This window comes from Senimuribacter intestinalis (assembly GCF_943192965.1).
Taxonomy (GTDB): domain Bacteria; phylum Bacillota; class Clostridia; order Peptostreptococcales; family Anaerovoracaceae; genus Senimuribacter; species Senimuribacter intestinalis.
In genome coordinates this window covers 26,091-40,745 of sequence record NZ_CALPCF010000001.1, presented here as the reverse complement: position 1 = coordinate 40,745, position 14,655 = coordinate 26,091, and the positions used below count along the sequence as shown (strand labels likewise).

Here is a 14,655-nt window from a genome sequence, read left to right as displayed (position 1 = left end):
TTTTGATTTCTCTTAGTTCTATAAGTTGCAAAATCATAATTTTGTTTTAGGGCGATTTGCCATATTTTGTCATAACCTGTCGAAAATAGTCGGAAAAAGAGGAGAAATTGCCATAGGCTCCTATTTGTGTTTATTATATAATGAAAAGTATAATACTGAGAATAATACGACTAGGAGGAACGATAATGGAAGAACAATCCATTCTCATAATAAGCGGTGCGGAAGTGGCAAGGGTTTTCGTAGGTGACATCGTCCTTGTGGAGCAGGAGGGAAGAAAGCTTCATGTGGTAACTTCCTGCCGGGAGTACCGATATTATGAAAAGATGAGCAAACTGGAGGCGGCTCTTGACGGACGGTTTTGCCCTTGTCTGAAGGGGTGTTATGTGAATCTGGAACGCATTGTGTCGATGAGAGAGCCGGAAATCCATTTTGATAACGGGTATGTTTTTTGCTTGGGTAGGACAAATTTTATTAAACTGAGACAGAAATACAAACTTTTTCTGAAAAATAGCGTAAATTTGGCATAATAGTTTTTAAAAAAGCTTGCAATTTCAATCTAAATGACGTATAATAATGGTCGGCTTGTTTATCTTTAGCCAAAATGAATTAATTTAACACACCCGGTTGTTTTGTAGAAGCGGTGCCGCGAAAGCGGTTTTATGCACGATAGACCGAGTGGAAGGTAAAACCAGGAGGAAAAGAATCATGGCAGTAATTTCAATGAAACAATTACTTGAAGCTGGTGTACATTTTGGACACCAGACCAGAAGATGGAACCCTAAGATGGCTCCTTACATCTTCACAGAAAGAAACGGAATTTACATCATCGACTTACAGAAGACTGTAAAGAAGATTGAGGAAGCTTATGACTTCATGAAGGAAGTTGCGGCAACCGGCAAACCAATCCTGTTCGTAGGAACTAAGAAACAGGCACAGAACGCTATTATCGACGAAGCGAAGAGATGCGGACAGTACTACGTAAGCGAAAGATGGCTGGGCGGTATGCTGACCAACTACAAGACTATCAGTGGAAGAATCAAAAGACTCTTTGACATTGACAGAATGGAAGAAGACGGAACTTTTGAAAAGTTATCCAAGAAAGAAGTTATCAAGCTGAGAGCTGAACGTGATAAATTAGAGAAGTTCTTAGGCGGTATCAAAGACATGAAGGGTATGCCTGGAGCACTGTTCATCGTTGACCCTAAGAAAGAAAGAATCGCAGTAAAGGAAGCTAGAATTCTGGGTATTCCTGTAGTAGGTATCGTAGATACAAACTGTGACCCGGACGATGTTGACTATATTATCCCTGCTAACGATGATGCAATCAGAGCAGTAAAACTTATCGCTGGCAGAATGGCTGACGCTGTAATTGAAGCTAATCAGGGCGAAAGCTTTGACGAAGGCACAGAGGAAGCAGCAGTAGAAGTTGAGGCTGCTTTAGCAGCAGACGCTGAATAATTCACATCGCTATTGATATAAGATTTGGAGGTCAAAAAATGGCTGTAACTGCACAATTAGTAAAAGAATTAAGAGAAATGACTGGTGCCGGCATGATGGACTGCAAGAAGGCACTTGTTGAAACCGATGGCGACATCGATAAAGCTGTAGAAGTTCTGAGAGAAAAGGGTTTATCCAAGGCAGCTAAGAAAGCTGGAAGAATCGCTGCAGAAGGTCTTGTTAAAATCGCATTTTCCGATGACCACAAGAATGCTGCTGTTATCGAAGTAAACTCTGAAACAGACTTTGTTGCAAAGAACCCTGAATTCGTAGAATTCGTAGATAATCTGTCCAAGATGGCGCTGGCTGATGACGCAAAGTGCATGGATTGCTTCATGGAAATGACTTATGGCGATGAGGGTACTGTAAAAGACGCTCTGACCAACAAGATTTCCAAGATTGGTGAAAATATGAACATCAGAAGATTTGAAAAGCTGGCTACTGATGGCGTTGTTTACACTGGATATATTCACGGCGGCGGCAAAATCGGCGTTATTGTAGGTATCGAGACTGAAGCAGCAGCTTCTGAAATCGAGACCGTAGGTAAGGACGTAGCTATGCAGGTTGCTTCCATGAACCCTAAGTTTGTAGACGAAACGCAGGTTGATGCTGATTGGCTTGCTTCCGAAACAGAAATTGCGAAGCAGCAGCTTCTCAACGAAGGCAAGAAGGAAGAACTGCTTGACAGAATCATCCCTGGCAAAATTAAGGCTATCTTAAAGGAAGTATGCCTTGTAGACCAGAAGTTCGTTAAGAACAGCGACCTGACAGTTGCACAGTATGTGGAAGAAGAAGCTAAGAAGCTTGGCAAATCCATGAAGGTTGTAGAAATGGTTCGTTACGAAGTAGGCGAAGGTATCGAAAAGAAAGAAGAAGACTTCGCTGCAGAAGTAGCTGCACAGCAGGCTGCAGCAGCTGCTAAGAACTAATCAAAACAGCAACTGGCAAATAAGTAAGAATGAAAACCCTTGAAAGACTCACCGGCTGAGCGCTTTCAAGGGTTTTTTAGTGGTTTTGATTATAACGGTTACAAAAAAACAGCGGGTTTATTTGTCAGGGCGAATAAAGATAAAGTGAGGAAGGCCTGCTACCATGATTTAGTGAAAAGCAAAGAGCCACGGCGCTGCGCATATCGCTTTAGTAAAACCGGTAGATTTGACGGTGCTGGGGCTTCGGGAAAATGATTTAATCCAGCGGCTTGTCAGCTGCTGCAAAGAGTTTGAAAAAGACAGGATTACCACCGTTATTTTAGGCTGCACCGGTATGAACCGGGCGGCAGATGCTGTGCAGCTTGCTTAAAAAGAGGTCGGAAGTTGTGTGCAGGTCATTGAACCTTTGAAAACAGGAATCAAACTGCTTGAACTGATGATACAGATGAAATTTGTCAACGGTATTAAAAGTATAGAGATAAAAAGGAGCGATTATATCGCAGAGTAGGAAATGATACAGGGTAGGCTTTCATACAAAATCAAAAAATGATTTTAAACAAAAATGTTGTTTAAAATCATTTTTTGGTGTATACTATAAACAGAGGTGATATACATGAAATTATTGAGAGTAAAAGCGAATGGATTCAAGAATTGTAAAGATGATTTTACGATAGACTTTACGGCAAAATCTAAGAAGACTGCTGAAGACAAAGAGTACGAGCTTCAAAAGATAGCGGAAGATTTGTATGTGTTCAATACGATGGCATTTGTAGGAAAAAATGCCTCTGGAAAAACGAGTGCAATAGAGCTTTTGGATTGCTGCTATTCTATACTCGGCAATTTTAGACTTGAGGAAAAATACTATCATTACGACGGAATTCAGCTTGAAATCATTTTTTTTCATGAGAATTCTATCTATCGCTATTTAACGGAATTGAAAGGCGACAGCTCTCTTGGAAACAAAGCGAACTTTGTAAGTCAGCATTTGTATCAGAAACCGTATTATAAATCCAAGGTAAACGGTATTTTTGATTTGGAAGATTTCACAGAGTTAAAGGATTTGGGTGCATTGCCGGAGGATACCTCTATTCTGTTCTTTGCTTTGGAGAAGAAAAGAACGCAGGCTTTGTATTTTGATAGTTTCGGAAGCGGCACAGACACATATCAGCTTCTTTTTAAGGCAATGAAAACTTACGAGATAGAAGAATCGGTATTTCTTACCATTATAAGGATTTTCGACGAAAATATTAAAAAAATAGAACGTGTAGATGCGCATAATTACAGATTAGATTACGGCAGCAGTGAAGAAGTTGTATCGGATAACGAACTTTTGCATTTTCTTTCCAGCGGAACGACCAAAGGAATTTTTTTATACATTTTGATGGTAGCTTCTCTCAAAAATGGATTTGACCTTTTGATTGATGAAATAGAAAATCACTTTCATAAGACGCTGGTCGAAAATATGATTAGTTTATATAAAGATAAAAATGTAAACAGAAAAAATGCCTCTTTAATTTTTACCACCCACTATTGTGAAGTGCTGGATTTATTTAACAGGCAGGATAATATATGGATTTCCAAGGCGTCAGATAAGGTGGAATTGTATAACATGTATAGCGAGTACAATGTCAGATCCGAGCTTTTAAAGAGTAAACAGTTTTATTGTAATGCATTTAATACAGCAGTAGATTACGAGACACTGATGAAGATGAAGAAGGAGCTGATGGCATGAAAATTCTTATGATGTGCGAAGGCTCTAACGAACTGGAAATCATGAGGATTCTTTTGAAAAATAACTGTTTGAAGTATTCTGAAGATGACCTTTTGAATGTAACCCCTTATCATGCGAGACAGATTGAGAAAAACAGTGCAGTAAAAACGGCATTAAATCTCTATCAAGGCGAGGTGAAGGTTTTTCGTATCGGTGACGGATTTGGCGACAAGCTGAGAATCCCCAAAGATTATAAAGATAAAATCATCAGTGTAGAGAAATACTGCACGAAACCTGAGCTGGAAATGCTTCTTATCATTGCAGAAAAAATGACTGCAGAATTTGAAAAGGTGAAGTCATCGGTTAAGGCAAAGAATTGCAAAGAAATATATCCGCTGCGGCAGAAGAAAGTATGACAACAGCAGTGCATTTTACCAGGAATATTTTGGAAATCGTGCAGAATTACTGGTTGATTCCATAAAAGAGTATAAGAGAATAAAAGGAACGCACAAAAAAGACGAGGGATATTTGGCAGACCTTCTAAAATGACGGCAAATCTTATTGACATAGACTGGGAATTACCTATATAATAGAGGTACATTTATGTGGCGGAAATCGGAGGTATAGGTATGTCCAAAAATGACTTTGTGTGTGTTCGCATGTTTGGTGGATTCGTCATTAGCTATCAAGGCACGAAGTATAATATGACGCAGCATTTAAACAAGCAGCCGCTGAATCTTTTGCAGTATCTGCTGCTCAATCATGAAAAAATTGTTTCTAATGAGGACCTTTATGACGCACTTTGGAGTGAGAGTAAGAATCCAAAGAGTGCGCTGAAGTTCACTATCCACAGCCTGCGAGCATCCTTGAAGGAATTATTTGGAGATGATACTGACTGGATTGTTTCCAGCAAAGGCGGATACAGAATTACAAATCAGATTAGATTTGTTCTGGATACGGATTTACTCACTGAGATTTCTCAAAAACTGGAAGGAAAAGTGGAACTGACAGAGAAAGAGTACAAGTCAGCCATGAAAGTTATGGATCTTTATACCGGACACCTCTATATGACGTCTTCTCAGCATTTTTGGATTATGCAGCTTGCAGAATGGTACAGAGCAAGCTTTGCCAATATTGTAGGAAGAATCTGCAAATATCTGATTAATCAGGGCGAATATGAGCGAATGATTAAGATTGATTATCAGGCAATTTTGCGAGAACCTTTCTATGAGGGTTTGCATTACTTTTACATACAGGGACTGATTAAGACCCAGGAATATCACAAGGCGATTCAATATTACGACGAGATTAATGAAGCCTTTTACAAAGAACTGGGAACGGGCTTGTCACCAAAGTTTAAAGAACTTTATGAACTGATTGAGGAAGAGAACAAGTCAAAAATTCTTAAGATATCAGAAGTAAAAAAAGAACTCAATGACAATCGGGATAAGCAGGCAGACAGAGGTGGATTTTACTGCACCTACGATATGTTTAAGCACGTGTATGAGTTGACTTCCAAGGTTGCTAAGCGTGAAAACAAGAATTATTATCTCATTTTGTTTAATGTGACGGGTGCTGCAGAAATTGATAAGAAAAGCACCATTTTAAACAAACTGAAGGCTATGATTTTGGATTCTATTCGTTCGTCTGATATTTGTGCAAGAGTGGCGGATGATCAGTTCGTGCTTTTGGTGCAATGCGCGAAACCGGATGATACTTATATCATCGTGCAGCGTATTTCTCAGCTCTTTTATAAATCCTATTCTTCCCGCCAGTATCGTCTGAATTACAGCGTGGAAGACATTAATGATTAAGTAGATAAAAATATCCACATATACTAAAAAAGGACTTTCAAAAAAGTCCTTTTTTTAGTATACTTAAAGTGAGACTAAAGCTTGAATTATAGAGGAAATTTAGATATGGCAGGCAAAGAAAAACAAAAGATTTTAATCGTAGATGATTCAGAGATGAATCGTCTGATTTTAAGTGATATTTTAGAGGAAGAATTTGAAATTCTGGAGGCAGAAGATGGTGAGGAAGGCATTATGATTCTCCAGAAAAGAAATATGGAAATTTCTTTGGTACTTTTAGATATCGTTATGCCGGGCATGGACGGGTTCGGTGTGCTGGAGGTGATGAATCAGAATCGCTGGATTAAAGATATTCCTGTGGTGATGATTTCCGCAGAGAATTCCACCGATTATATCGCAAGGGCCTATGAACTTGGGGTAACGGATTTTATTTCGCGTCCCTTTGACTCTTCTGTGGTTTACCGGCGAGTGAATAACACCATCATGCTTTATGCCAAGCAGAAGAAGCTGGCGACTATGGTTGCAGACCAAATTTATGAGACTGAGAAGCGAAGCGGACTATTAGTTTCCATCTTAAGCCATATTGTTGAATTTAGAAACGGCGAAAGCGGCATGCACGTCATTCATGTACAGGCGTTGACAGAACTGCTGCTTAGAAGTCTGGCGAGGAAGACGGATCAATATAACCTGACCCCGGCGCAGATTTCGCTGATTTCCGTCACTTCGGCCCTGCACGATATCGGAAAGATTGGCATTCCCGATCAAGTTTTAAATAAACCGGGCAAGCTAACCGATGAAGAGTTTGCCATTATGAAGACTCACTCTCAGCTGGGCGCATCTATGCTTGAGGCCATTCCTTTTTACAAAGATGAGGAGCTGGTTAAGGTTGCGATTGACATTTGTCAGTCACACCATGAGCGATACGATGGAAGAGGCTATCCTAACGGTCTGGTTGGTGAGGAAATTCCTATTGCGGCGCAGGTTGTGGCTTTGGCGGACGTCTACGATGCGCTGACTAGTGAGCGCGTTTACAAAAAAGCCTTTTCTCACGAAAAAGCCATAGATATGATTTTGCATGGGGAGTGCGGCGCATTTAATCCGTTGATTATGGAGTGCCTTAGAGACAACGAAGAGGAAGTGCGCAAGGTCATGGATAATGAGACACTGGGCTCCAGCTTAGACAAGGAGTTTTATCATATTTCCGACAGCATTGCCGGCCGTGAGGAACTTTCTGCAGTGGACAAAGCTATGCGTCTTTTGGAATATGAACGGAAAAAGAATGAATTTTATGCGGAGATGTCCAAGGAAATTCAGTTTGAATATATAGCAGCGTCCCCTTTGCTTACAGTATCAGCGTGGGGTGCTAAAGTGCTGGGAATTTCTGAAAATATCCTAAATCCTATGGAGGATGAGAGCTTAGGTAATTGTTTCGGGAAAGAAAACATACAGAAGCTTATTGAATGTCTGGAGCAGACGTCACCGGAGAATCCAATTGTTCAGTTGGATTTTGAAATGACGCAGGCAGGCGAGGCAAGATGGAAACGGGTCGTTGCACAGACCATTTGGAGCAGTGAAGGCAGCGAAGGTGTAGGTTCCTTTGTAAAGTTCTATGGAAAGATTACTGACATTCATGAAGAATATGTCGAGCTATCCATTCTGAAGCAAATGTCGTCAAGAGATGGATTAACTGGTCTTTATAACAGAGCTGCTGCCACGGAAATGATGGTGGAGCGCATGCAGAAAAACCCGGATCATTCCTTTGCTTTCATTATGTTTGATATAGATGATTTTAAGTCAGCTAACGACCAGTATGGGCACATTTTTGGTGACTCGGTGCTGAAGTATGTGGCAGATAAGTTAACGCAGAGTATTAGAAGTTCTGATATTGCAGCACGTATTGGCGGAGATGAATTTATGTTGTTCCTGGAATACAGAACCAGTTTAGAGATGGTTGTTGAACGTATCTTTACGGCAATCAACAGCATGTTTAATGAATTTTCTGTTTCAATCAGTATGGGCATTGCAAAATCCGACGATGTGGGAACAGATTATACGCAGCTTTACCACTGTGCGGACTGCGCTTTATATACTGCAAAGAAAGGTGGAAAAGGACGTTACTATTTTTATGATGAAACCATGAAGGACACGTTGCTTGCGACTTCGCAGAACAAAGAGGAAGAAGAGAAAGTGAGGGAGTAAAAATGACAGTAAAAGAATGTTATGAAATGATGGGCGGCGACTACGAAGGCGTACTTTCTCGCCTGCGCAAAGATGAGAGAATTGAAAAGTTTGCGCTGAAATTTTTAGATGATGGCAGCTATCAGCTGCTGTGCGACTCTTTAGCAGCAGGCAATTATGACGAAGCCTTCCGGGCTTCACACACCATTAAAGGTGTTTGTCAGAATTTAGGTTTTGATAAACTTCATGTATCGGCAGACGCTTTGACAGAAAAGTTGAGGGCGAAAGACACCGATGGTCTGGAGGCATATATAGATTGCCTGAAAGAAGATTATGCCGTTACTATTCAGGCAATTCAAGGATTGCTGAAATAAGGAGAAAGAATGTGAAGAAAAATTTTAGCAGATATTTATTAATCAGCATTATAGTCGCAGTGGTTTTGAGTACTGCTGTTCTCGCCGGGGTTACTATGTTTATGAAGGATAAGAGCGAATCCTCCATCAGTAAAATCGGTGAAATCTATATGGCAGAGATGAACCGTCAGATTCAGCAGAAATTTGATACGGTAGTTGAGCTGCGAATTTCTCAGATAGAAGGACTGATTCAAAGGACACCACCGGAGAAATATGATTTCGGTGAGGCACTGATTGCAGAATTGCAGACAGGTGTTCGTGTGCGGGATTTTCAATATTTAGCCCTTTACACCCAAGAAGGAGATTTCTATCGAATTTTCGGAGAGGAAATACAGCCTTTCGACGAGGCGGAATTTCTGCAGCTTTTGCGAGGGGATGGTAAACAGATTTCACGTGCATATACGGCGGATGAACAGAGCATGCTGATGCTTTCTGTACCTGTCAAATATGATATGGGTGGCGGAAAGAAAAGTGATGTCATCGTTGCAGGCATTTCTATGGAGTATATCAGCCAGAATCTGTTTTTAAATGAGCAGGATACGACTGCATATTCCCATATCATTAACAGCGATGGGGATTTTGTTATTCGTGGCGGCGATGCTTTTAGAGACAACTTTTTTGACCGAATGATGGCAATCTTAGAAACCTATAATGGAAAAACCAAGGAAAGTTATGCAGCGGAATTAGAGGAAGCGATTGCGAAAAATATAAAATACTCCACTGTCATTTCTATTAATGGAGAGAGAAGACATCTCTATATGACGGAGCTGTCCGATTCGGAATGGTACTTAATCAGTATTATGCCGTTTGGGGATTTGGACAAGATTGTCTATGAGTTGGACGAAGTGCGTGCTGTTGCTATGCTGACAGCTGGTGGCACCATCCTGATTATGCTGCTTCTGATTTTCCTGCTTTATTACAGAATGATGAAGACACAAATGCGGGAACTGGAGGAGGCAAAGAGAGAAGCTGTGCATGCTAATGCAGCTAAGAGCGAGTTTCTTTCTAGCATGAGCCATGATATCAGAACACCGATGAACGCCATTGTCGGCATGACGGAGATTGCAATTAAGAATGAGGGAGACAGCAGCAGAGTAGATGATTGCCTGCAGAAAATTAAATTGTCCAGCAAACACCTGCTTGGACTGATTAACGATGTTCTCGACATGTCTAAGATAGAAAGTGGAAAGATGAACCTTTCTATGGACCAGCTTTCTCTGCGGGAAGCAATGAAAGATATCGTACAGATTATGCAGCCACAGTTTAAGTCGAAGAATCAGCATTTTGATATTTTTATTCAGAAGATTGTTTCTGAGAATGTTATGTGTGATAGCGTGCGTCTGAATCAGGTGCTTTTGAATTTGCTTTCAAATGCTCATAAGTTCACACCGGAAGACGGTACTATCAATGTATATTTAGTGCAGGAAAATTCTCCTTTAGGCGAAGAATATGTCAGAAATCAGTTCCGTATTAAGGATACCGGAATCGGCATGAGTCCGGAATTTATGGACAAGATATTTGACTCCTTTACCAGAGAAAAATCTATGGCGGTAGAGAAGACTGTAGGCAGCGGTCTGGGAATGGCAATTACTAAACATATCCTTGATGCCATGGGCGGCACCATAGAAATAGAAAGTGAACTGGGAAAAGGAAGCGAATTCCGCATTACTGTTGATTTAAAGAAGGCGACCATAGAAGAAGAGGAGATGACACTGTCGGTTGATAGAGTGCTGGTGGTTGACGACAACGAAAATCTTTGTTTTAGTGCGGTCGCAGCCTTGGAAGAACTGGGAGTTAAAGCAGAATATGCCCTTAGCGGTGAAGCAGCACTGGAAATGATTGAGGCAAAACATAAAGAAGGCAAGGACTATCAGGTGGTTCTCCTTGACTGGAAAATGCCAGGTATGGATGGTGTGCATACTATGCGCGAAATCAGCAGAAGAGTAGAACATAAAATTCCGGTATTTTTAATTTCTGCCTATGACTGGAGTGATATAGAACGTCAGGCGCTGGAAGCAGGCATTACCGGCTTTATTGCGAAACCGCTCTTTAAATCTACCCTTTATTATGGGCTGAAACGTTATCTTCAGGGAGAAGCGGCAGACGAAGAAAAGGAAGCAAGTTATGACTTTTCAGGGAAAAGAATTTTGCTGACAGAGGATAATGAACTGAACTATGAGATTGCCAATGATATTTTGACGGAAGTTGGATTTGAAGTAGAGTGGGCAGAAAATGGACAGATCTGTGTTGATAAAATGAGTCAGTCACCGCTTTACTACTATGATGCAATTCTGATGGATATTCGGATGCCGGTAATGAATGGATATGAGGCGACCACTGCTGTGCGTGCGCTTGAACGTGAGGATAATAATCTTCCGATTATTGCTATGTCAGCTGATGCGTTTGCAGAAGATATCCAGCATAGTTTGGACTGCGGTATGAATGCTCATACAGCAAAGCCAATCGACATCGATGAAGTGATGAAACTTCTTGTTAAATACATTCAATAGATAATAGAAAGCCCCCCTTTGAGAAAGCAGTGAACTGCCTTCTCAAAGGGGGCTCTTGTATAATTTTCAAAAAAAGCGGCGGGAGTTCTGGAATTTTACAAAACATTTGCTTTTTCAAAGTTGATATACTTTAAATAGATTTTAGACAAGAAGCGTAGTTTTGGAAAGGAAATGAGAGATGTTTACATTACGAGTATTGAGCAGGGAAGTCACAGAAAAAGTTCTGAAGCTTTCCGATGTTATCAGCACGGTAGAGGAAGTATACCGTCTAAAAGCTATGGGAGAGACTGCGGTATTTCCTCTGGTGTTTCATGAATTTGAACCGGGCGTAGCAGACATGGATATCAAGTCCGGCTGGCTGAAAGGCAGCGATATTTTCGGTCTAAAAGTGGTATCCTGGTTTGGCGAAAACACAAAGAAGGATCTTCCAGCGCTGATTGGAACCGTTCTGGTTATGGATGCAAAGACTGGCGTTCCGCAGGGAATTTTAGACGGCAGTCACATTACAGGAATCAGAACTGGCGCGGCAGGCGCAATCGGTGCAAAGCTCCTTGCAAGAAAAGATTCTAAAAGTTTGATGGTAGTAGGCGCGGGTCATGTGGCAACTTTTCAGGTGGCTGCGACTTTGACACAGCTTCCTGATATCGAGAAGGTCTATGTTTACGATGCTCTGAGCCAGGAAAATGCGGAGCGTTTTGCAGCGTCTATGCCGGAAGTTCTAACTGAAACTTTTGAAATGAAGGACTGTAGGGCAGTCTTTGAGGCGGTGACAGATTTACCGGCTGCCACAAGGGACAGCGATATCATCATTACGGTGACACCGTCCAAAGAGCCGATTATCCGCAAGGAGTGGGTAAAACCGGGCACTCATTTCAGCTGTATTGGCGCTGACATGAGTGGAAAGGAGGAAATCGACGCAGAAATCTTTGACGGCGCAAGGGTATTTACCGATGATACACCGCAGTGCATCAATGTAGGTGAAATCGAGATTCCAATCAAGAAGGGCATCCTAAAGGCAGAAGATATCGCAGGGGAAATCGGAGAAATTCTCACAGGAAAGACCTGCGGCAGAGAAAGTGATGAGCAGATTACCGTATTTGATGCAACTGGCACGGCACTGTTAGATTTGCTTACTGCAAAGTTGGCGCTTTCAAAGGCTTTGGAGCAGGGTCTTGGTGAAACCGTAAATCTGTAATAAAGAATTGGAGGAAAAACATGGATATTAAAACTTTTAAAGTAGAACGCTGGATGAATGAGTATGAAGAGCAGGCGGTATATAACCTGGCAGAAACCTGCGTAGATTCTATTACTATTAAAGAACTGTTAGAACTGGCAGGGGAGGATGTGGATAGCTATATGAGAAGCCTTGCAGACCTGCGCCTTTCCTACAGTCATATCTTTGGATCTCCGCAGCTTCTTGCCGGCATTGCGAGCCTTTATAAAGACGTAAAGCCGCAGCACGTAATTCCAACTCACGGTGCAATCGGTGCAAATAATCAGGTGATTACTACGTTGATTGGTCGTGATGACAACATGGTTTCCGTTATGCCGACTTACCAGCAGCATTACTCCATTCCGGAGTCCATCGGTGCAGATGTAAGAATTTTGCAGCTGACCCTAGAGGATGATTATCTTCCAAATCTTGATGTGCTTCGGTCCTTAGTTGATGAAAAAACCAAGATGATTACCATCAATAATCCGAATAACCCGACCGGTTCATGGATTCCGGTAGATATTATGCAGGAAATCATTGAAATTGCAAAGAGCGTGGACGCTTATGTTCTCTGCGATGAAGTATACAGAGGTATTGCTGAGGATGAAAGATATATGCACTCCATCGTAGATCTTTACGACAAGGGTATTTCTGTAGGCAGCATGTCCAAGGTATTTTCCATGGCAGGCGTTAGAATGGGCTGGATTGTTACTAAGGACGAAGCAGCACTGCATTTGTGCCACGAAAGACGCGACTACGATACCATCAGCTGCGGCGTGGTAGATGATGCGCTGTCTTCACTGGCCCTTGCTCATAAGGAGGCAATCTTTGCAAGAAACAGAGGCATATTAAATAAAAATAGAGCGATTTTAGACCAGTGGGTGAATGAAACCCCAGAAGTAAAATATCTCAGACCTGTTGCAGGAACCACAGCTTTAGTGTATTATAATAAGGACATACCATCACAGGAACTGTGCAAAAAGCTCCTTTTTGAAAAGGGTGTGCTTTTTACACCGGGCGAGTGTTTTGAAATGGAAGGAGCAGTCAGAATCGGCTACGCATACGATTCCAAAACCCTGCGTGAAGGACTGGATAAATTCACAGAGTTTCTTAGAGAACTGTAAAATGGCGGGCGGGCTGCTTTAATCATGTAAGCATAAAACTTCGTAAAACGATGGGTGATTCATTGTGCCCATCGTTTTGTTTTTAGCAGAAAGGAGAGAAAAGATGGCATTAAAAGTAAAAGATCTGCTGCATTTGCAAAGTTTGCAGGGACTTAGGCTTCTTTCCGGAGAGAGGGGGCTTGACCGGGTGGTCTGCTCTGTTGGCATTATGGACTATGAGTTTGCTGAGGGTGTGGACTATCAGAATGAGGCGCCTTTTGAGAGGGACAGCTTTGTCATTTCCTCTCTTTTGTTCGCACAGTCGGACAGCAGCAGAATTCTGGAGGCGGTTAAGGCGCTGTACGAAATGGGAACTTCTGCTTTTGCCTTTAAGAGTGTCATCTTTGATACATTGCCTCAGGAGGTACTGGATTTTTCCAGGGAAAAGAACTACCCGATCTTTGTTTTTGGGCTGGAGCGGTATTTTGAAAATATTGTCTACGAAATCATGGAAGCGGTGCAGCGAGATGACACGCAGATTTTAGACGAACAGATGATTAAACGAATGATAGAAGGCGACATGCCAGGGGATGAGGTAAGCCGTATTTGCAAGAACCTTTCACTGTTTTTTAAAGAGCATGCGCAGGCCGTTTACGTGCGACCTAGGGCAAAGGGAGAGAGGCTTAAGACTACGCGCATTTTCAGAAACTTTTATATGAACAAGGCCCTTAAGAAAAAAAGTCTGTTGTGCCGTTATGATGGCGGTGTTTTTGTGATTCTGACTGCCGCCTCTGAAAACCTTGAAGGTTTTGAAGTGATTCTAAAGGAAGTGTGCGACAATTTATCCTTTGAAGGGGCTGTATACTTTAGCAGAAGCGACATTCACCCGCCTCACGAGGCGTTGGACTTGTGTCTTCGAGAGAGTTTTCATACCTTTGCCGCCAGCATGGCAGAAGGTAGAGAATATGCAAACTATGAGAAAATCGGCGCATTTTCCTATCTGGTGCCTCTAGCAAATACGCAAGCCATGCGAACTTTTTCGGAAGGCTTCTTAAAACCGCTTTTGGGCAGAGAGGAATACCTTTCTACCTGTCAGGAATGGGTATTTCAAAAGGGCGATATCAACGCTACCGCCCTTTCTATGAACTGTCATCAAAACACCATTCGCTACAGACTCTCTAAGGTGAAAGAACTTTTGGCTGCGGAGGAAAAGACTGAAGCTGAATTTTATGGAGAATTGTCCGCAGCGCTTCGGATTCATCTGCTCCACGAAAGTGGTGTTCTGTAAAT

At 41.8% G+C, this 14,655-nt stretch carries 13 protein-coding genes; all 13 read left to right on the top strand.

Annotated elements, in window-relative coordinates:
• The first annotated feature begins 185 nt into the window (after positions 1-185).
• Positions 186-527, top strand: coding sequence for a LytTR family DNA-binding domain-containing protein (locus tag NFR88_RS00200; protein ID WP_160201236.1), 342 nt, complete (start codon positions 186-188; stop codon positions 525-527).
• A 178-nt stretch (positions 528-705) separates the two neighbouring features.
• A complete protein-coding gene (rpsB, locus tag NFR88_RS00195) occupies positions 706-1,458 on the top strand; it encodes a 30S ribosomal protein S2 (RefSeq protein ID WP_160201235.1) in 753 nt (250 codons plus the stop codon).
• A gap of 38 nt (positions 1,459-1,496) precedes the next feature.
• The gene (tsf, locus tag NFR88_RS00190) at positions 1,497-2,426 is read left to right on the top strand and encodes a translation elongation factor Ts (protein ID WP_251612538.1); all 930 of its coding nucleotides are present in this window, start codon (positions 1,497-1,499) and stop codon (positions 2,424-2,426) included.
• A gap of 226 nt (positions 2,427-2,652) precedes the next feature.
• Positions 2,653-2,796 (top strand): hypothetical protein, encoded by a 144-nt coding sequence (locus NFR88_RS00185; RefSeq protein ID WP_251612534.1) that lies wholly within the window; start codon positions 2,653-2,655, stop codon positions 2,794-2,796.
• A 243-nt stretch (positions 2,797-3,039) separates the two neighbouring features.
• On the top strand, positions 3,040-4,158 hold the full coding sequence (locus NFR88_RS00180; protein WP_251612531.1) for an AAA family ATPase: 1,119 nt from the start codon (positions 3,040-3,042) through the stop codon (positions 4,156-4,158).
• The gene (locus tag NFR88_RS00175) at positions 4,155-4,553 is read left to right on the top strand and encodes a hypothetical protein (protein ID WP_243151014.1); all 399 of its coding nucleotides are present in this window, start codon (positions 4,155-4,157) and stop codon (positions 4,551-4,553) included. Before NFR88_RS00180 ends, NFR88_RS00175 begins: the two co-directional genes overlap by 4 nt.
• A gap of 213 nt (positions 4,554-4,766) precedes the next feature.
• Positions 4,767-5,951 carry a BTAD domain-containing putative transcriptional regulator gene (locus tag NFR88_RS00170; protein WP_160201195.1) on the top strand — a complete coding sequence of 395 codons (1,185 nt, stop codon included), beginning with the start codon at positions 4,767-4,769 and terminating at the stop codon, positions 5,949-5,951.
• Positions 5,952-6,056: 105 nt separating this feature from the next.
• On the top strand, positions 6,057-8,147 hold the full coding sequence (locus NFR88_RS00165; RefSeq protein ID WP_251612528.1) for a diguanylate cyclase: 2,091 nt from the start codon (positions 6,057-6,059) through the stop codon (positions 8,145-8,147).
• A 2-nt stretch (positions 8,148-8,149) separates the two neighbouring features.
• Positions 8,150-8,500, top strand: a complete 351-nt coding sequence (locus tag NFR88_RS00160) for an Hpt domain-containing protein (RefSeq protein ID WP_160201193.1) — start codon at positions 8,150-8,152, stop codon at positions 8,498-8,500.
• Between the two features lie 11 nt (positions 8,501-8,511).
• Positions 8,512-11,049: a hybrid sensor histidine kinase/response regulator gene (locus tag NFR88_RS00155; protein ID WP_251612524.1), complete on the top strand. Its 2,538-nt coding sequence runs from the start codon at positions 8,512-8,514 to the stop codon at positions 11,047-11,049.
• A gap of 178 nt (positions 11,050-11,227) precedes the next feature.
• Entirely contained in the window at positions 11,228-12,244 is a 1,017-nt protein-coding gene (locus NFR88_RS00150) for an ornithine cyclodeaminase family protein (protein WP_160201192.1), read from the top strand.
• A gap of 20 nt (positions 12,245-12,264) precedes the next feature.
• On the top strand, positions 12,265-13,386 hold the full coding sequence (locus tag NFR88_RS00145) for an aminotransferase (RefSeq protein WP_160201191.1): 1,122 nt from the start codon (positions 12,265-12,267) through the stop codon (positions 13,384-13,386).
• A gap of 103 nt (positions 13,387-13,489) precedes the next feature.
• Positions 13,490-14,653: a PucR family transcriptional regulator gene (locus tag NFR88_RS00140; RefSeq protein ID WP_160201190.1), complete on the top strand. Its 1,164-nt coding sequence runs from the start codon at positions 13,490-13,492 to the stop codon at positions 14,651-14,653.
• Positions 14,654-14,655: the final 2 nt, after the last annotated feature.